Origin of the sequence: Streptomyces sp. 1114.5 (genome assembly GCF_003635085.1) — a bacterium.
Classification (GTDB): Bacteria; Actinomycetota; Actinomycetes; order Streptomycetales; family Streptomycetaceae; genus Kitasatospora.
This window is the reverse complement of record NZ_RBXE01000003.1, coordinates 363,393-381,562: the sequence shown is the minus strand read 5'-3', so window position 1 is coordinate 381,562 and position 18,170 is coordinate 363,393. Positions and strand designations below refer to the sequence as shown.

Annotated in this window: 17 protein-coding genes and 1 pseudogene; 4 read left to right on the top strand and 14 right to left on the bottom strand. The window is 71.9% G+C overall.

Annotation, left to right across the window (positions count from 1 at the left end; translation table 11 throughout):
• The 3 genes from BX285_RS33115 to BX285_RS33105 are packed head-to-tail and all read right to left on the bottom strand — an operon-like array spanning position 1 to position 2,970.
• A complete protein-coding gene (locus BX285_RS33115; RefSeq protein WP_121179311.1) occupies positions 1–831 on the bottom strand; it encodes a hypothetical protein in 831 nt (276 codons plus the stop codon).
• On the bottom strand, positions 828–2,075 hold the full coding sequence (locus BX285_RS33110) for a hypothetical protein (RefSeq protein ID WP_121179310.1): 1,248 nt from the start codon (positions 2,073–2,075) through the stop codon (positions 828–830). The genes BX285_RS33115 and BX285_RS33110 overlap by 4 nt, the downstream gene beginning before the upstream one ends.
• Before the next feature lie 4 nt (positions 2,076–2,079).
• Positions 2,080–2,970, bottom strand: a complete 891-nt coding sequence (locus BX285_RS33105; RefSeq protein WP_121179309.1) for an alpha/beta fold hydrolase — start codon at positions 2,968–2,970, stop codon at positions 2,080–2,082.
• Positions 2,971–3,066: 96 nt separating this feature from the next.
• Between BX285_RS33105 and BX285_RS33100 the strand changes: the two genes are divergently transcribed.
• Complete coding sequence (locus BX285_RS33100) at positions 3,067–3,639, top strand: hypothetical protein (protein ID WP_121179308.1); 573 nt, start codon at positions 3,067–3,069, stop codon at positions 3,637–3,639.
• Between the two features lie 471 nt (positions 3,640–4,110).
• On the opposite strand, the gene BX285_RS33095 is transcribed toward BX285_RS33100, so the two are convergent.
• From BX285_RS33095 to BX285_RS33090, 3 genes are all read right to left on the bottom strand, one after another.
• The gene (locus BX285_RS33095; RefSeq protein ID WP_097240581.1) at positions 4,111–4,842 is read right to left on the bottom strand and encodes a hypothetical protein; all 732 of its coding nucleotides are present in this window, start codon (positions 4,840–4,842) and stop codon (positions 4,111–4,113) included.
• Positions 4,843–4,988: 146 nt separating this feature from the next.
• The gene (locus BX285_RS37680; RefSeq protein ID WP_183107315.1) at positions 4,989–5,147 is read right to left on the bottom strand and encodes a hypothetical protein; all 159 of its coding nucleotides are present in this window, start codon (positions 5,145–5,147) and stop codon (positions 4,989–4,991) included.
• A gap of 480 nt (positions 5,148–5,627) precedes the next feature.
• The gene (locus BX285_RS33090; RefSeq protein WP_121179307.1) at positions 5,628–6,167 is read right to left on the bottom strand and encodes a hypothetical protein; all 540 of its coding nucleotides are present in this window, start codon (positions 6,165–6,167) and stop codon (positions 5,628–5,630) included.
• Positions 6,168–6,325: 158 nt separating this feature from the next.
• Between BX285_RS33090 and BX285_RS33085 the strand changes: the two genes are divergently transcribed.
• Complete coding sequence (locus BX285_RS33085) at positions 6,326–6,934, top strand: hypothetical protein (RefSeq protein ID WP_121179306.1); 609 nt, start codon at positions 6,326–6,328, stop codon at positions 6,932–6,934.
• A 2-nt stretch (positions 6,935–6,936) separates the two neighbouring features.
• Here BX285_RS33085 and BX285_RS33080 read toward each other — a convergent pair whose 3' ends face one another.
• Both BX285_RS33080 and BX285_RS33075 read right to left on the bottom strand, forming a co-directional pair.
• Positions 6,937–7,812 carry an SDR family oxidoreductase gene (locus BX285_RS33080; RefSeq protein ID WP_097240584.1) on the bottom strand — a complete coding sequence of 292 codons (876 nt, stop codon included), beginning with the start codon at positions 7,810–7,812 and terminating at the stop codon, positions 6,937–6,939.
• 49 nt (positions 7,813–7,861) lie between these two features.
• Positions 7,862–8,743: an SDR family oxidoreductase gene (locus tag BX285_RS33075; RefSeq protein ID WP_121179305.1), complete on the bottom strand. Its 882-nt coding sequence runs from the start codon at positions 8,741–8,743 to the stop codon at positions 7,862–7,864.
• Positions 8,744–8,829: 86 nt separating this feature from the next.
• Between BX285_RS33075 and BX285_RS33070 the strand changes: the two genes are divergently transcribed.
• Entirely contained in the window at positions 8,830–9,462 is a 633-nt protein-coding gene (locus tag BX285_RS33070) for a TetR/AcrR family transcriptional regulator (RefSeq protein WP_097240586.1), read from the top strand.
• Between the two features lie 77 nt (positions 9,463–9,539).
• Here BX285_RS33070 and BX285_RS33065 read toward each other — a convergent pair whose 3' ends face one another.
• Entirely contained in the window at positions 9,540–10,172 is a 633-nt protein-coding gene (locus BX285_RS33065) for a helix-turn-helix transcriptional regulator (protein WP_121179562.1), read from the bottom strand.
• 187 nt (positions 10,173–10,359) lie between these two features.
• On the opposite strand from BX285_RS33065, the gene BX285_RS33060 reads away from it, so the two are divergent.
• On the top strand, positions 10,360–11,349 hold the full coding sequence (locus BX285_RS33060; protein WP_121179304.1) for an alpha/beta fold hydrolase: 990 nt from the start codon (positions 10,360–10,362) through the stop codon (positions 11,347–11,349).
• 38 nt (positions 11,350–11,387) lie between these two features.
• Here the strand turns inward: BX285_RS33060 and BX285_RS33055 are convergent, their stop codons facing one another.
• The 5 genes and pseudogenes from BX285_RS33055 to BX285_RS33035 form a co-directional block, all read right to left on the bottom strand.
• Entirely contained in the window at positions 11,388–13,424 is a 2,037-nt protein-coding gene (locus BX285_RS33055) for a HEAT repeat domain-containing protein (RefSeq protein WP_121179303.1), read from the bottom strand.
• A 210-nt stretch (positions 13,425–13,634) separates the two neighbouring features.
• On the bottom strand, positions 13,635–14,645 hold the full coding sequence (locus BX285_RS33050) for a quinone oxidoreductase (protein ID WP_121179302.1): 1,011 nt from the start codon (positions 14,643–14,645) through the stop codon (positions 13,635–13,637).
• Positions 14,646–14,856: 211 nt separating this feature from the next.
• Positions 14,857–16,236, bottom strand: coding sequence for a M14 family metallopeptidase (locus BX285_RS33045; protein ID WP_121179301.1), 1,380 nt, complete (start codon positions 16,234–16,236; stop codon positions 14,857–14,859).
• Positions 16,237–16,512: 276 nt separating this feature from the next.
• Positions 16,513–17,174, bottom strand: a pseudogene (locus BX285_RS39650) (alpha/beta hydrolase); the annotation flags it as partial.
• On the bottom strand, positions 17,171–18,091 hold the full coding sequence (locus tag BX285_RS33035; protein ID WP_121179300.1) for a zinc-binding dehydrogenase: 921 nt from the start codon (positions 18,089–18,091) through the stop codon (positions 17,171–17,173). The gene BX285_RS33035 and the pseudogene BX285_RS39650, both read right to left, overlap by 4 nt.
• Between the last annotated feature and the right edge of the window lie 79 nt (positions 18,092–18,170).

The window sequence follows — 18,170 nt, the reverse complement described above, 5'->3', positions numbered from 1 at the left end:
TCACCGTGACGGACCCGGCGGCCGCTCACCGAGACGGTAGATGTGGAACTCCGCATTGAGGCCCGTCGGCAGCACCGGCTCCGGAACGAAGGACCGCAGGTGGACGCCGCCCTCGAACGAACCGTCCAGCGAACCGTTGACGATCCGGTCATTGGTCTTGATCACGACCAGACAGGGCAGGCCGTCGCGGGATCGGCGGACGTCGTCGAGGATCTGCGGGACCGGTGGCTCGGTCCGGGTCAGATCCAGACCGTCCGGGGTGAAGGCCGCGCCCCACGGCGGCTCGACGACGTAGGTGTCGCACTCGCTGCGGGCAGGGAGCGCGGCGAGCACCTCACGGTAGTCGGCAAGGCGGAGGACGACGGACGAGCCGACGCGGTCGAGGTTGTGGCTGGCGGTGGCGTACACCAGCGGGTCGAGTTCGGCGGCGTACACGGGGTGGCCCAGGCGCCGTCCGAGGTGGTGACCGAGGTTCCCCGACCCGCAGAACAGGTCGACCACCATCGGGCGCCGGCCCAACGGGCGCCGGAACTCAGCAGCCGGCTCCGCCGTCAGCTCGGCCGTCGGCTCAGCCGTCAGCCCGGCCGTCAGCTCGGCAATCAGCTCGGCGACGACCGAGGGGTGCGGGTCCTTGCTGCACTCGACCGCAGTCCGTCCCAACACGCGAAGCCCCCGGGCGGTCAGCTCGGGGGCGGGGACGCCGTAGAGCGACAGGCTCTCGGGGCAACCGCAGATGACCCGACCGGCCTCGCACAGCTGGTCGGTGGTGAGCAGCTGATCTCCCAACGGCCCGAGCAGCCGCTCGCGGAGCGCGAAGTAGGCGGAACTCACGAAAGGTGCCTCCCGTGGGAACGCGGGATGGTTCTGGCCAGCACCTCGGGGAGCGGATCGCCGTCCAACAAGGTCCGCAACTCCCCGACCCCGCCCCGGTGTTGCGCCGGGGTGAGCGACACGTACTGCTCGATCCGCCCGTTGATGCTCCGCCGGAACCTCGCGTACAGGGCGTCGTCCTCGCGGATCCGCCCGGCGATCTCCATCAGGGCCTGCGTCCCCGCGAAGTCGTCCTCGGGCACCGGGTGGTCCGGCAGGACGTCGGCGAACCGCCCTGCCGTCCGGCCGAAGAGGGTGCCGTCGAGCTGACGCACGGTGAACAGGTGGGCGTAGTGCTGCTCGTGGAGGGCGAGCGGCATCCGTCCGAGGGCCAGCGACTCGTGGAGCGCGGTCAGACCCGGGGTGAGCAAATAGTGCGGGGTGGCCGCCACCTTCCGCAGCAGTTCGCGCTGGGGTAGGAACCGGCAGACGACCTGTCGTCCGGCGGCGGTGACGGTGCGCTCACGGTGCCCGGCGAAGGGGCCGCCACAGAGCAGGACGCGCGGGAACCGCGGCCAGTCGCGCAGCAGGTCCGGCAACCAGCGGCGGAGCAGGTGCAGGTAGTCGTTGTTGGTCTCGAAGTCCAGCAGGAAGTTCTGGAACCCGCCGATGTTGATCAGCAGATCGCAGTCGGGCTCGGCGTCGCGCGGGGCCTTCCGCAGGCCTTCGAGGTCGACCAGCGAGCCGGTCAGGTGCAGCTTCGGGCCGGCGTCGCCGAGCGCGGTGAACGCGGCCATCCGCTCGGCCACGCCGGGGAAGCTCTGCACCAGACAGTGCGTCGCGAGCAGGTGGGCCGCAATGACGCGCTCGTGCGGCGTGAGTCCGCCCAGGTGGTGGGTGGCGGCGGCGAAGGAGGTGCGGGGCAGGTCGGCGCAGAGGTCGCGGATCCGGGGCAGCGGGCGGGTGAGCTGCCAGAAACCGAACAGGCTGTCCACCATGGTCACTCGCCGTCCCGCCACCACGGCCCGCAGCACCAGGTCGGCGTCCATCACCGAGACCACCTGGTCGCAGCCCGCCAGCAGTCGGTCGATCGCCGCGGGATCCTCATGGATCTCGTCGAAGGCGTCCGGGTGGCGGCGCGCGAAGATCGCCGCCACGCCGTCGCCCACGAAGACCCGCTGGTGACCGGGGAGCAGCCGGGAGACTGCCACGAGCTCGGCGGCCGGGCCGAAGCCGCAGTTCTGGGCGCCCATCAGGATGCGCACCGCGTCAACTCCTCAGCTCTGTCGGCTCGGGCGCGCCCTCGGCCCGGGCGCCGTCGGCCCGCGAGCAGCACCCGCGGTTCGGGAGCGCCCTCGGCTCGGGAGCGGCGGCGAACACCTCGACCAGACGCGCCGCGAAGGCGTCCGGATCCTTCGCGTAGCCGACGTGGCCGCCGGGGAACTCCACCGGTCGGCGGCCGAGCCGCGCCGCGAGGACCCCCGCCGGGCGGTGTACCGGATAGCCGCGTGAATCGCGCCCGCCGGCCACCACGATCCGGTCCGCCACCGTGGCAAGCGCGTCAAGGTCGGGGAGGAAGCGGGTGAAGGGGAGCATCAAGTGGGCCAGGAAGTAGGGGAAGTTGTCCCGGAACTCGGGCAGCGGCGGGGCGGGCCGGCCGCCGAAGAGCGGTTGCAGCGCCCGGAGCGCCGACGCGACGCCGTCACGCCGGAACACCTCGTGGACCCGGTCGAAGAACGCCCGGTACTGCTCGGCCTCCGGCAACAGGCCCGTGGCAGGAGGCTCGTGCGCCACGGCCGTACGGATCAGTTCCGGGTGGCGCACTGCCAGTTCCATCGCGACCAGACCGCCCCCGCAGCTTCCGAACACCCTCACCGGCTCGTCCGGCTCGGTGAGCCGGTCCAGCAGGCGGCGGGCGTCCTCGGTGTGCACCTCGACTCGCTGGTCCACCGGGGGTCCGTCCAACGGGCTGCGCGAGATGCCGCGCGGGTCGTAGCAGATGACGCGGTGGTCTGCGGCGAGGACCTCGGCCAGGGGCTCGAAGACGACCGCGTCGGAGGCACTGCCCGGGATGAGCAGCAAGGGCTCGCCGGACCCGCGCACCTCGAAGTACAGCGTGGCACCCGGTATCACCAGCTCGCCGCGGTTCAGTGCGTTCATCACACTCCAGGACGTGAGCTGTTGCGGATATCGGAGAGTGACCATCACAATACGCACAGCCACAGTTCGTCCGCCATCACTCGTGGAGGAGACCCCTTGAAACCGCTCACGGCGTTCGGCCGAACCCGGTTGCGACCCGTCACCCTGGCGGCGGCCCTGGCCGCCGTCGCCGCGCTCGGCACCGCCGGTCCGGCCGCCGGCTCCGCCCGTACGGCCTCCACCCGTACGGAATCCGCTCATCTGCTGCAGTGCCAGGGAGTCGAGACCGTCGGCTACGACCCGGCGCTGACCTTCCAGCGGAAGCCCGTCACCGTCACCATCAACGGCAGCTTCAGCTCCTGCGCCGACAGCGGGGCCCAGGTGACCAGCGGATCGTACGCCGAGCGGTTCACCATCGCGGGGGCCAGCTGCGACGACCTCCTGGAGGGGTTCACCACGAGGCGGACCTTCCGCTGGCAGAACGGCACCACCAGCGTCATCGAGGCCACCGGCAGCAGCAACGCGGTGGCCGGACAGGTGATCACCACCATCACCGGCACCATCGTGGAGGGCTACCTCCAGGGGGCCAAGGCGGTCGAAGTCATCACCCTCCCGCAGCCGGGCGCCCTGGAGTGCAGCACCACAGGCGTCACCGGAGCGAGCGGACCGACCACCCTCACCGTCGGCTGAGACCCGGCCGTCGGCCGGTCGGAAAAGCTAGAGGACCCGGGAGCGTAGCCTGCTCCCGGGCCCCTGTTTGCCGCCCAATTGCGCACACCGGCACGTTTAAGGGTCGCGGATCAGATTGAAATCGACGCGTTCTGCCTTTGAACTACCGTGCCACGGAGCGGCACAGACAGGACTTGAACCTGCATTCGTCGATATTCGTCCACACCCGGTCGATCCGGTGTTCGGCGGCGAATGCTGAGACTGGAGCGAGAGTCTGAGATTCACGGGGCCCGCCTCTGCCTGGCTTGGGCTACCCCGGCCGGTTGTGCCGGGGGGAGGATTCGAACCTCCACTGCGACCCCTGGTCAGCTTCAACATCAGTGTCAGCTTTTCGCACCGCGCCGCGCAACGCACCCCCGCCCGGCTTCCCGGGACCAGGGCGTTGACGCGCCCGGTGCACCCGCCCGGCTCCCCGGGCGGGCGATCATGGGGCTACCGGAACAGGTAGCCGAAGACGGCGTCACCCACCCGCCGGTCGGTGACCTCAACCGAGTTGGCCTCCTCGCGGGCGAACTTGACCGCCTGCTGCAGCTTCTCCACCCGCTCGGCGAGCTCGTTCACCCGCCGGGCCGGCAGGGCGCCGGAGAACTTGACCGTGGTCCAGTAGCCGACCGCGACGTCCTCGTAGTACACCTCGACCTGGGCCGGGTGCTTCTCGGTGGCCTCGGCCTTGACGTGGTTGCGCGGCACCTTCTTGGTCCGGATGGTGCGCACCGGCTCGGTCTTCCAGGAGTCGGTGGACGGGTCGAGGTTCCACGACTCGGAGGCGTCCAGCACCGGGAGCTTCTTCACGAAGGTGGAGAGGTCGGTGAGCTGCTTCTCCAGGAACAGCAGGTACGGCACCGGCACCTGCGCGAGGAGCACCTGGCCGTCCACCACCACGTCGGCGCTGGCGCCGATGTTGGCCCAGTCCTTGGTGGCCGTCACGTCGAAGAGCCGGGTGAGGGTGCTCGCGGTGGACCGCAGGATGTCCTCGGCCTTCAGCTGCACCCGGGTCGACTCCGGCGGCAGCTGCTCACCCTCCTCGTCCTTTGGCTGGTAGGTGCGGGAGATCCCGGCCAGCAGCGCGGGCTTCTGCAGGTCCTGGTGGGCCTGCGTCAGCTCCTGGAAGGACTTGGACTTGACGCCCTTTTCAACGGCGATGATCTGGTTCAGCTTTGCCACGTCCGGGACGCTATCAGTCCCGAACTGATCGGCGACACCGAATTCTTGACCGATCGCCGCCCGGACCTCGGATGGGGTGGAGGGGAGGCGGCGACCGACCTGCCCCTCCCCTCCACCCCAGGGCGGGACGGCGGCCCTGCCGCCGGTCAGCGCACGGTGACGGTGAAGACGGGCGAGACGGAGTCCCCGCTGATGATGCGCTGCTCGTTCACGTTCTTGAGCCCGAGCTTCACCCCGAGCCAGTAGGAACCGCTACGAGCCCGGAAGCTCCCCCGAGTTCTACGCACCACAATGTTCGCGACCACCCCGCGCATCGCACGCACATGGGATGCTTTTCAAGCCCTTTGACACCTCAACAGCGCCTGCAACATCAGGACCTTCGGACAGCAGCCCACCAAGCCATGCAAAGAAGTAGCAAAACCGCTGCATCGCCCCAGGTCACGAAGCCTCCTCCCCGCACCCGCGGGGGTCAGCCGCTACTCGAATCGTTCGCGGTGGATCAAGGCGGCTCCTCCCCGCACCCGCGGGGGTCAGCCGACCCTCCCCTGCTTGAAGGCCCTCCTCGTTTCGCGGGCGTGTGCACCTTGTTCAGGTGGATCCCACCCACGGAGCTGGCGCAGCCCGCTCGGAGTCACGGTGGCACGAGCTCCGCTGGCAGAGCGCAAGGGGAACCGGCCCCGGATGATTACCCATCAGGTGGTGGCGAGCGGGGGCTCGGGACCGGCCGCTGACACAGGTGCCCCTTGTCCTCCCCCCACCCGCCGGAGAGGTCATCCCTCTGACCCTTACGGTTGCGGGCAGCCGTGGAGGAGGTCGGCGAAGGCCTCGGCGGCGGAGTCGCCGGGGAGGATGCGCAGGGCCGTGGTGTGGTCCGCGGTGGTGATCACGTAGTGCTCGGCGAGGTAGGAGAGGTCGTCCCAGGGTTCCCAGGTGTGGGCGCGCAGCAGGACGTGGCCGCAGCGGGTGCAGCCGATCCACGGGACGAGCACCAGGTCGGTGAGTTCCGGCTCGCTGCGGCCGGTCACCACGTCGAGGTCGTCACCGCCCTCGCCGTCGAGCAACCGGACCGGGGCGGGCGCGCCGTCGCCCGGGCAGCGCAGGAGGCCGGGCGTGAGCATCTCGCGTTCGCCCCACTGCTCGGCGAGGACGGAGATCCGTGCCCGGTCCGTGCCGCTGATCGGGATCTGGCGGCCGAGCAGGCCCTCCACCAGGAGGCCGAGTCCGCACTCCTGTTCCCCGATGTCCCAGCATTCCTTCACCTCCTTCGAGGCGGGCTCCGGCAGGAGATCGGCTATCCGGTACCAGAGGGCGGCGTCTTCATCCATGCCTCGGACCCTATCTCCCGCCGGGTGGGCGGACGTTCCTCGGGATTCGTCTGACCAAGGGGTGATCGACGCACTACTCTGCGGACGTGTCACGCTACGCACCGTAGTGGTCGTCACGCAGTCATTGCCGTAGGAGAAGGCAGGAAGAGGAGTCCCCCGTGTCATCGCCCTGCGACCCCGCATTCGCTCCCGCCGGCGACGTGAGCGCCGCGCTCATGGTGGTCGACTCCAAGCTCAAGGCCATCTACGACGGCAGGAGCGGGTTGGGGCCCGAACACGAGCAGATGGTCGAGCAGTTCGCCGCGTCCCTGGGTGCCGGCGGGTTCAAGGACCTGGTCGACGGCACCTGCACGCTCGTCTACCTGTACATGAACTGGCTGCGCAGGTCGCTGGAGCGCCACGAGGAGGACGTGGTCGAGTACGTGGTGCCCGACCTGGTGGCCACGATGCGGATGATGCCCAGGACCTTCCGTCCCGAGGTCGTCCCCATCATGGCCGGCCTGCTGTTCGCCGCGGGCACCGGCCTCAGCCCGTCGCTGTGGCGCGCGCAGTACGGGCCGTGGACCAAGGAGGAGCTGAATCCGTTGGAGGCGCTGGCCGTCATGGTCGCGGAGCACGTCAATCGGATTTCCGGCAAGAACGACAACAGCTTCGCCACCCGCCTGATCGCCGACGCCCTGTCCGAGCTGGACGAGCTGGACGAGCTGGACGAGCTGGACAGCCTGGACGGACCGGACGGACCGGACGGACCGGACGACCAGGACTGATCTCAGCGGAAGTCGTCGGCGTGGTCGACGGCCCACTGGGCGTAGGTGTGCGCCGGAGCGCCGGTGATCTTTTCGGCGATGACGGAGGTCATGGCCACGACGCCGTCGGCGGCGGCCCACTGGCTCACGATCGCCTCGGCCACGACCGGGTGCATCGTTCTGGCGATTTCCGCACGAGCTTGCTCGTCGGATATGTGTGCGACCCGGATCCGACGACCGATGGCCTCGCCGATGTGCTCGACCTGGCGTTGCAGCGTCAGGGACTCGGCCCCGTGGATGGTGTAGGCCTGGTGCGAGTGGCCCGGTTCGGTCATGGCGGTCACCGCCAGTGCCGCGATGTCCTTCTCGTGCACCGGTGCCGACTGTGCGAGCGGACGGGGAAGCCGGACGACGTTGTCCGTGCGGATCGATTCGGCCCACCAGGTGCGGGTGTTGGCCGCGAACGTCCCCGGCCTGAGGAACGTCCAGTCCATGCCGGACCGTTGGACGGCCTGCTCGATCGTGCGGTTCAGGCGGGTGACCGGGTGGTCGGCGTCGGGGTCCAGGACGACCGACACCGAGGAGAGCAGAACCACCTGCCGGATCCCCGCAGTTGCGGCCGCCGCAGTGACCTTCTCGATGTCGTAGGGCTTCTGGGGGTCGAGCATCCCGTACAGGAACACCTTGTCGGCACCGTCGAGCGCTGCGGGCAGCGTCTCGGGACGCGCCAGGTCGGCGACGACTGCCTCGCACCCGGGCGCCAGGCCCGCGGCCGGAGTCCTGGCGGGGGTCCTGGCCGACGGCCTGTTGACTGCTCTGACCTGCTCACCGGCGGCCAGCAGGCCATCGGCCACATGACGACCGACGTTGCCGCGGGCGCCGAAGACGACTGCCACCATGGATGGAACCTCCTGCTTGTCGTGGACGTGGACTGCCGGTCGTCGCCGATCAGGGCCGGATGTTCTCCAGGTCCTCCAGGAGGCCGGGGTGCTTCGGCTCCCAGCCGAGCGCCTGCCGGGTGCGGGTGCTGGACGAAGGCTGGTCGGCCCTGAAGATCGGGCCGAGCGGGCCGTAGGTCTCCTCCGGCACCGACGCGACCGGCAGGCCCAGCCGTCGGCCGATGACGGCCGCGATGTCCCGTACCCGATCCCCCTCGTCGGCCACGGCGTGCCAGACGGTACCGGCCTCCGCCTGCTCCAGGGCGAGCCGGAAGAGGACGGCCGCGTCGAGCGCGTGGACGGCGGGCCAGCGCTGAGTGCCGTCGCCGGGGTAGCCGGAGACCCCGCTCCGGCGTGCGATGTCGGTCAGCAGACCGGCGAACCCGCCCGTGCCCTGCTGGTGAACCGTGCGCGGCAGGCGTACGGACGTGCTCCGGACCCCGCGCGAGGCCAGGCCGAGGATCGCCGTGACCGTGCGACCGCGGCCGCCGACCGGCCCGTCGGTCGGCACCGGGTCGGCCTCGGTGGAGGCACGGCCCGGCACCCAGGGCGTACCCGAGACGGTGACCAGGGGACGGTCGCTGCCGACGAGCTCCTCGCCGAGGGCGGTGAGGGCGGCAGTCTCCTCGGCAACGTTCCGGGCGAGGGCCTCGGGGCTGCTGAAGTCGTTGCCGAAGGCCAGGTGGATCACCCCGTCGGCCCGGGCCGCGCCGGAGCGCAGGACGTCCAGGTCGGCCAGGCCTCCCCGCAGCGGCTCGGCGCCGGCTGCCTCGGCGGCCTGTGCGGAGGCGTCGGAGCGGGCCAGCGCGAGGACGGTGTGGCCCTTGCCGAGGAGTTCGGTGACGACGGCGGAACCGATGAGACCGGTGCCGCCGGTGACGAAGACGCGCATGGGAACCCTCCCGGAAGTGATGGGACTCTTGTCCCATCACTCTAGCAGGGTGATGGGACAAGAGTCCCATCACATATGCTGAACCCATGGGTAGATGGGAACCAGGGGCGCGTGAACGCCTCGTCGTGGCTGCGGTCGACCTGTTCACGGAGCAGGGGTACGACGCCACGACCGTCGCGCAGATCGCCGAGCGTGCCGGGGTCACCAAGAGCACCTTCTTCCGGCACTTCCCCGACAAGCGCGAGCTGCTGGTCGCCGGGCAGGAGACGCTGAGCCGGCTGCTGACCGAGGGGATCGCCGACGCGCCCGGTGACGCCAGCCCGCTGGAGGCAGTCGCTGCCGGTCTGGCGCGCGCGTCGGCCGCGATGGGCCCCGGGAGCCGCGAACTCGCCCCCCGCCTGAAGGCGGCCGTCGCCGCCAGCGCCGAGCTCCAGGAGCGTGACGCCCTCAAGACCGTCAGTCTCGCGGCCGCGATGACGACCGCTCTGGTCGCCCGCGGCGTACCCGATCCGACGGCGGCCCTCGCGGGCGAGCTGGGCGTCCTCGCTTTCAAACGGGGGTACGCCGAATGGGCCGAGGCCGACCGAGGCACCGAGGCTGACCGTGACGCCGAGAACGAGCGTGGCGCCGGCGACGACCGTGACGCCGAGGACGGGCTCGCCGGGTACACCCTGGCAGCGCTGGACGAACTGCGTGCGGCGAGCGCATCGCTGGGCTGACCGGACCCGAGCACCATCCAGCGCCGGTGCGGTGGACGAGAAGGACCGTCGCCGGGGCCCGGACGCCGCGCTCCGCGCTACCGGGCCCTGCGGTCGGGGGCCGGGGTGCACGGTCGTAGGCGCTCCCCCTGCGGCCCGAACATGACCAGGTATTCGACCGGTCCGCCGGGTCCGGCGTTCGCGACTCCGTGGGCGGTGCGGGTGTCGAACTCGGCCACGTCCCCGGCGCTCAGCACGAGGTCCTGCTCGCCGAGCGCCAGCCACAGCCGCCCGTACAGGACGCACAGCCATTCGTAGCCGTCATGGGAGACCTGCCGCGGGCGTGCCGGCGGCGCGTCGACGGCGGGCAGGACGTGCTTGTGGGCGTGCAGGCCCCCGACGTACCGGGTCAGCGGCAGCACCGCCTTGTCGCTGCCGGAACGCTGCGACACCGAGGTGCGCGGTCCGGCCTTCGCGGCGGGCGCGATGCCGGCGGGCGCGATGCCGGCCGGCGCGGCGGGTGCGGTGCCGGCCAGCTCGTCCAGGGAGACGCCGTACGCCTTCGCGAGCTGCAGCAGCACCTCCAGGGTCGGCTTGCGCCGGCCGGTCTCGATCCGCGACAGCGTGCTCGGCGAGATGCCGGTCGCGCGGCTGACGCCGGTGAGTGTGGCGCCGTGCTGCTCGCGCGCCGTTCGCAGCCGGGGGCCCATGGCCGCCAGCGTGGCGGCCATGCCGTCGTCCGTCACCCTCACCGTCTCTGTCACCGTCGCCCCGCTCCCTCCGGCCGGGCTGCGTCCACCGCCCTGGCACCGCCCTGTCCTGCCAGTTTGCCAGGATGGCAAGGGTGTTCGCATCGAGCGGCCGCCGCGCCGCATGATCGGCGGGTAACCACGGCCGCCCGTGAACCGAGGAGCAGCGATGCACCAGCCCGCGCCGTCCGCCGACCTGCGCCACCGCACCATCGAGGCACCCGCCGGGCGCCTGCACCTGGTCGAGCAGGGCACCGGACCGCTCGTCCTGCTCGTCCACGGCTTCCCCGAGTCCTGGTACTCCTGGCGCCGCCAACTCCCCGCCCTCGCGGCGGCGGGGTACCGGGCCGTGGCGCTCGATGTGCGCGGTTACGGCCGCTCCTCCAAGCCGGCCGCGACGGAGGCCTACCGGATGCTCGACCTGGTGGAGGACAACGTCGCCCTGGTGCGCGCCCTGGGCGAGGAGGAGGCGGTGGTCGTCGGGCACGACTGGGGCTCCGGCATCGCGGCGGCCTCCGCCCTGCTCCACCCCGAGGTCTTCCGCGCCGTCGGACTGCTGAGCGTCCCCTACGCGCCGCCCGGCGGCCCCCGCCCCAGCGACGTCTTCGCGCAGATGGGCGGCGACCAGGAGTTCTACGTCTCGTACTTCCAGGAGCCCGGCCGGGCCGAAGCAGAGATGGAGCCCGACCTCCGGGGCTGGCTCGCGGGCTTCTACGCGGCCATGTCCGCCGACACCATGCCCGCCCAGGGCGAGCCCGACCCGCACTTCGTGGCCCGCACCGGCGGCCGGCTGCGCGACCGCTTCCCCGCCGGCAAGCTGCCCGCCTGGCTGACCGAGGACGACCTCGACGTGTACGCCGGGGAGTTCGAGCGCACCGGCATGACCGGGGCCCTCAACCGCTACCGCAACATGGACCGCGACTGGGAGGACCTCGCCCGGTACGACGGTGCCCCGATCACGCAGCCCTCCCTGTTCATCGGCGGCGCCCTGGACGCTTCCACGACCTGGATGGCCGACGCGATCGACGCCTACCCGGCAACCCTCCCCGCCCTGGCCGCCAGCCACATCCTGGACGGCTGCGGGCACTGGATCCAGCAGGAGCGTCCCGAGGAGGTCAACCGCCTGCTGACCGCCTGGCTCGCCTCCCTCCATGACTGAACCGGCGGGGGGTGTGCCGCCGGCGAGCCTCCGGGTGCTCACCCCTCCCCGGTGGGCGCCTCGGCGGCGAGCGCCTGGTCGACCAGCGCCCGCAGCTCCTGGTCGTGGAGGACCATCGGGTAGCCGCCGTCCGCGGACAGGCGGCGGTCGGACTGTCGGATCGTCAGCAGCGCGGCCCGGATCGCCGGACCGAACTCGCCCATCCGTACGACGGCGTGCAGCGCTTCGCGGAAGAAGTCGAAGCGGTCGCCGTCGTCGGCGATCGGAAGGATGAACTCCTCCAGCACCCGCATGCTCGGTTCGGCGCGGCCCGTGATCGCCCACAGCGTGATCGCGGCCGTGAGCCGGGGCCAGTTGGTGCTGCTCTCCATCGCGGAACGCACCCGGTCCGCGTAGGGCGCCGCGTCCAGGCCGAAGTCGGCCAGGGCACCGATCGGCCCGTACCCGGGTGCCTCCGCCGCGAGGACGGCGTCGCCGAAGAACCGCAGGGCCGTCGCGCGGTCCGCACCGAGGCGCACGGCGGTCGCGTCGAGCGCGTACTGGTGGCCCTCCGGTACCCGGCAGGTGCGCAGGGCCGGTTCGGCCGCAGCGGCAGCGGCGGGGCCCATCGCCTGCAGCACGTCGAGCGCGTGGAGCGAGGTCCACGGGTCGGCGAGCAGCGGCAGGAGTTCGGGCAGGGCCGGCAACGCGTCCTCGCCCCAGGCCTGCAGCACTTCGAGGAAGGTGCGGGTGACACTGCCCCGGGGCCCGCCCTGCCGGATCGCCTCCCGTACGGCGGGCAGCAGGGCGTCGGCGTGCGCCCGCAGGGGGATCAGCACCTCCTTGACCTCCGGCCGCCTCGGGTCGCCGACGCTGTAGCCGCGGCCCTGCTCCTCCTCCTGCGCGCGCAGCTGCTCGACCAGGCCCGGCAGGGCGCGCGGGTCGCCGATCCGGGTCAGTGCCCAGCGGGCGATCGCACCGACCGTTCCGTCGAGGTACGCGTCGGTGCCTTCGTCGTCCAGCAGGTCGGCGAGTCGGTCGGCGTACGGGGCTGCCGCCGGGCCGAGCACCGCGAGGATGTTCGCGGCGCGCAGCCGCACGCCGGCGTCCGGGTCGGTCAGCAGCCCGCCGGCGAGCGGGAGCAGGGTGCCTTCCACGTCGGTCGAGCGCCGCGCGGTGAGCAGGCGCCACCCCAGGTCCAGCGCCTCCTGGCACAGCGCGGCGTCGCCGGTGCGCCCGGCCGCCTCGGCCGCCTCGATCGCCTCGGCCGTCTCGATCGCCTCGGCCGTCTCGATCAGCCTTACGGCGAAGCGGAGTTCGGCGTCGTGATCGTGCGCGAGGAGCCACCCGGTGGAGCGGACCACGTCCTCGCGGGTCCACGGGCCGTCGACGGCCGGGGTGTACCAAACCGCTTCGAACCGCGGCCGTACGGCGGGGTCGGCGAACACCTCGATCAGCCGGTCCAGCCGGCGGACCGGGAGGTCCCGGTCGAGTGCCGCCGAGGCGTGGACGGCCGCGACCCACAGCACCGGGTCATCGCCGTCCAGTACCTCGGCGAGTACGGCGCGTACGGCGGTGGCGTCGTCCTCCCGGCCGGACCCCGCGGCCGCCGCCTCGCCGAGGGCGAGCAGCAGCGCGGGCCGCACCGTCGGGTCCGTCTCCGCCCGCCATCGCTGCAGCAGGCCCGCGATCCCGTCCGCGAGGGGCTGCGCGAGCGGGAGCGCGGCCCGCCGCACCGCCGGGTCCGGGTCCGCGAGCAGCGCCCGCGCTCCGCTCCAGTCCTCCTCCGACAGGGCCGGCGCCTGGATGGCCGTCAGGAGTTCGACGAGTTCGAGGCGAGCACCCATGGCCGGGTCGGCGGCGAGGGCGATGACGAACGGAAGGGCGGCCGCCGCTGCCGACGGCGTCGGGCCGCCGTCCGGCGTGGCGAGGGCGTAGAGCGGGTAGCAGTCCTCCGCCGTCGCCTCCGCACCCGCCAGGGTGATCCGGCGCAGGGTGCGCGGGATGTCCCCGGTCGGGTGAACCGGATGCGCGGTCGTGAGCGTGTCCCACGCCACCGCGTCCAGCGCCTCCAACGGCATCCCCGCCACCGTCATCCCCGTTCCCCACTCCCCCGCCGGGCCGTGCCGACCGTCCTGACCGCCATCCTCCAGGAACCGCCGTGCTTCGGGCTACACCGGCAGGAAGGTCCTCCGCTGGGCTTCGAGCGGTGCCGCCCCATCCTCACAGTCGGGGATCTTGGCGATGACGGTCAGCCATGCCCTCGACATCTCGGTCTCCAAGATCCCCGACCTCGTCACCCGCGATCAGCTCTGCGTCTCCTCGCGGCGTCCGATAGCGGCCGCATCGGGTACGACGAGCAGCTTGCCGGTGGTACGCCGAGCCTGCAGATCGCTGTGGGCCTGGGCTGCCTCGGACAATGCGTAGCGGCCCGTTACGGTGACCTCAAGCGCCTTGGAGCGCACCCACTCGAACACATCGGCGGCCCGTCGGAGCAGTTCGGACCGATCGGCGATGAAGTCCCCGAGGCTGGGCCGGATCAGGGTCAGCGAACCGCCGTGGGCGAGCCGAATCGGATCGAACGGCGGCACGGCACCACTTGCCGCGCCGAAGAGCACGAGATGGCCGCGGGTTCGCAGGCTGGCGAGGCTCGCATCGAAGGTGTGCGCGCCGACGCCGTCGAAGACAACCGGCAGTCCCTGACCGCCGTTGAGCCGCCTCACCTCGGCTGCGAGATCGTCGACTGCGGAGGAAAGGATCACCTCGGCGGCCCCGGCACGCTTCGCCAGCTCGGCCTTCGCCGGGGTGGACGTCGTGCCGATCACCCTGCCGCCGAGATGGGTGATGAGCTGGGTCAAAAGCAGCCCCATGCCACCAGCAGCCGCATGCACGAGCACCGTGTCGCCCCCCTGAACCGGGTAGGCGTCCTTGACGAGATAGTGCGCGGTCATGCCTTGGAGGAGCACGGCGGCGGCTGTCTCGAAGCCGATGTCGTCGGGCAGCGGCACCAGCCGGGAGGAGTCCACGACGGCCCGCTCGGCATACGTGCCGGGAATCTCCACCCAACCGACCCGGTCCCCGACTGCGACGTCAGTGACGCCGGGTCCGACTTCGACGACCGTGCCGGCGCCCTCAGCGCCCGGGGTGAAGGGCAGCGGGAGGCTGTACCGGCCTTCGCGGTGGTAGACGTCGAGGAAGTTGACCCCGGATGCGGCGACCTCCACGACCGCCTCGCCCGGACCCGGCCGCGGCTGGTCCACCTCGGCCTCCTGCAGCACCTCGGGACCGCCCACTTCGTACACCTGAATCGCTCGCATGACCCCTCCGATAAACGGCTCAGCCCCCACCAACCCCGTTGGTGGCGATCCGATTCCCGACAAGCAGACCGGCCGGCCGCCCCGCCGAGAGCTGAGACGCCTGCTGTGCATCCGGGCATGGGAGACCGAGGCCGTGAAGGGTCGACGAACCAGCCTGCTCGAAGCGGCCTGCTCGAACCGGCCTGCTCGAACCGGCCTGACGGGGACGTGGTCAGGCCGGGATGCCGCAGTACTGCTGCTGCTTGCCGATCGCCCGGTAGACGCAGTCGGCCGTCTCCACCAGGCGCAGCACCGCTTCGCGGTTGCGGCTGGTCTCGCGGCCGATCACCTCGTCGGGCGGGTAGAAGCCGTCACTGCCGTTCGGGCCGGGGTACATCTCGAAGGTGTAGGCGAAGACGCGCTGGGAGCCCCACAGCCAGTCGTCGATCGCGCCGTCGGTGATGTAGAGCTCGCTGGACTGCTCGGGGGTGTAGCCGTTGGTGGCGGCCATGCTGCGGCCGAGGGTGGCGAAGGTGTTGTACTCGTCGGCGGTCATGCCGGGGGCGGTCTCGGAGGTGGTCCAGCCGAACGGCCAGAGCACCAGTTCGCTGTAGGTGTGGAAGTCGATGGCGGCGGTGATCTGCTGCTTGCCGCCGACGACCCGGCTGCGGACGAAGTCGGCGACGACCTTGGTCTCCTTGGCGGACTCCGGGGCGCTGCCCCGGTAGGTCTCGCTGGAGGTGGAACCGGAGGAGCCGCCGCAGCAGCCCCACTTGTAGTTCCAGTTGCGGTTGAGGTCGGTGCCGACGTTCCTGCTGCCGGGGTTCGGCTGGCGGTCCTTGCGCCAGCTGCGGTAGCGGCCGGTGGCGATGTCGTATTCGCCGCCGTCCGGGTTGAGGTCGGGGATCACCCAGATCTCGCGGCTGTTGACGGCGTTGGCGATGCGGGAGTCGGTGGCGTACTTGTCGCCGAACTCGTGCAGCAGGTAGAGCGCCATCTCGACGGTGAGGTGCTCCCGGGCGTGCTGGTGGGCGGTGAACAGCACCTCCGGCTCGTCCTCGTCCGTGTTGACGTTGTCGCTGATCTTCACGGCGACGATCGGCCGGCCCTCGTAGGAGGTGCCGATGACGCGCTTGCTCATGATGTCCGGATGCGCGGCGACCACGGCGTCGATGTCGGCGCTGGCCTCGGCGTAGTTGTGGTAGCCGGAGTCGGCCTGCGGGAAGTCGTCCACCGCCGCTCCGACGCCCTGGGCGTCCGCCTGTTCGCCGGCCTGGGCACCGTACGTCGGCCCGGGCAGCGCGACCGGCGACCAGCCGAGCGCCCGCAGCCGGGCGGCCTCGGCGGGGGTGGCGGTGACCACCACCGCGTCGGGCAGCACGGCGTCGACGGAGGCGCCGGTGGCGGCGACGGCGGTGCGCTCGGCAACGGTACGGGGGCCGTCGAGCCGGTACTGCTGCGCACTGTCGGCGGCGGATGCGGCGGCGGATGCGGGGGCAGGCGCCGACTGACGGTCAGGGGAGGCGGCCCGGGCGGTGATCGGCGTGGCGAGGGCGAGAGCCAGCAGGACGGCCGTGGCCGCAGCGGGCTTCCCTCGGCGGGGCAGTCGCATGACTGTCCTCCTGTGGGGGTCCGTGGGGGCGGAGCAGTGGAGGAGGTGAGGCGCGCGCCAGCATGATGGTCCGTCAGTGTCATGGGTTCGTCAAGACGTCGGGGGCGAATCCCAAGGAGCGGCAAAGCAGCAGCCGCAGGCCCGCACCCGGCGCACGAGCGGGCACGAGCGGGCGCGGGGCCTCCACGCCGGCAGCCGACGGGGCGTCGTCAGGTGCGACGACCAGGCGGCGCTGGCGGCTTGAACCTGCCGCGGCACGACAGCACAACGAGGCGGGGCGAACGCGCGGGCGGCGTCGGTTCCTCCGGTGCGGCGGGCCATGATGTCGCGTACCGGCGGGGGCAGTTGCTCCCAGTCGAGGCGGAAGGGCCCGCTGACGGTGGCGGCCGCCGCCACGCGCGGCTCCAGCGCCGCGGCCCTGGCCGCGAAGTAGCCGCCCAGGCTCATGCCGACGAGCCCGATGCGGGCGACGCCGAGGGCGTCGACGACCCGTCCCACGACGCGCTCGTAGTCCGGCACGAAGGTCGAGGTGGCCGCGAGCACGCCCTGCTCGGGGCCATCCATCGCGAACACCGCCAGCCCCCTGGCCAGCAGTGCGGACGTCAGGTCGAGGAACTCCTCCTTGGCCGAGTCCAGGCCGGGGACGACGACCACGGTCGCCGGCGCGTCGGCGGGGCCGCGCAGCCGGCCGGTGAAACCCTCGCCGCTCACCCGCCGCGCACCGGGCTCCAGCAGGGTGAGGGCCGAGCGGGGTGACCCCGCGTCCTCCGCGCGCCGGAGGTGGTCCTGTGCGGTGCGGTGGAGGGACGGCCCCAGTCGGCGACGCTCGCGAGGCCGTCGGTGACGCGCCGGTACTCGTGCGGGTCCACGCCGGCGCCGGTGGCGCGGGTCCACTGGGCTGCGGCGAAGTCAGCAGCAGGGAACTCGGTGGTGGTCAACGTGCTTCTCCCGTCAGCAGGACGGCCTTGCCGCGGATCCGGCGCTCCCGCAGGTCGACCAGGGTGTCGGCGGTCTCCGCCCAGTGGGTGGTGCGGCCGATCTCCGGGTGGAGCCGGCCCTGTTCCACGAGGCTCACCAGGGCCGCGAGGTCGGAGCCGTACGGGGCGCCGGCGTAGTGGAAGTGCTGGATCGTGGCGCGCTCGGGCCCGCCGAGGATGTCGAAGAAGTCGAGGGACACCGGGGTGCGGCTGGCCTGTCCGAACCAGACGAGCAGGCCGCCCGGGCGCAGCTTCGCCAGGGCGACCGGCAGGTTCGGCCCACCCGTGGACTCCAGCACGACGTCGAACGGCCCCTCGGCCGCCGCGACCTCGTGCACCACCGTCGCGCCCAGCTCCGCGAGCCGGACGCCGCGCGCCGCCGTGGCCGTGACCGCGGTCAGTTCGGCGCCGGCGCCCACGGCCAGCTCGGTGACGAAATGGCCGACACCGCCCGAGGCGCCGGTCAGCAGCACCCGTCGCCCTGCCAGGGAACCGGCCGTACGCAGCAGCCGCAGGGCGGTGATCCCGGCCAGCGGCAGGGACGCGGCCCGTACGGTGTCGACGCTGTCCGGGAGCACCGCGAGCGAGTGCGTGGGCACGGCCGCGTACTCGGCCCAGCCGCCCAGCGCCGGATGCCCGACCACGCGGGTGCCGATGCCCGGGCCGGTTCCGTCGGCTGCCGCCTGGACGACGAGGCCCGCGATGTCCTTGCCGGGCAGCAGCCCCGGCCGGGGGGTTTCGAGCAGGAACGTTTCGCCCCGGTTCGGGGCGAAGGCCTCGACCTTGACCAGTGCCTCGCCGGGCTCCGGCACGGGCTGGGGGGCCTCGACGAAGGCGACCGGGCGGGCGGCGTCCCCCGTGGGAATCAGTCTTTGCATGGGGAGCATGCAACTCCGCGGCTGCCCAGGTGATCCAACAACGGACGAGCAAGACCGACAACCATCGGTTGTCAACTAT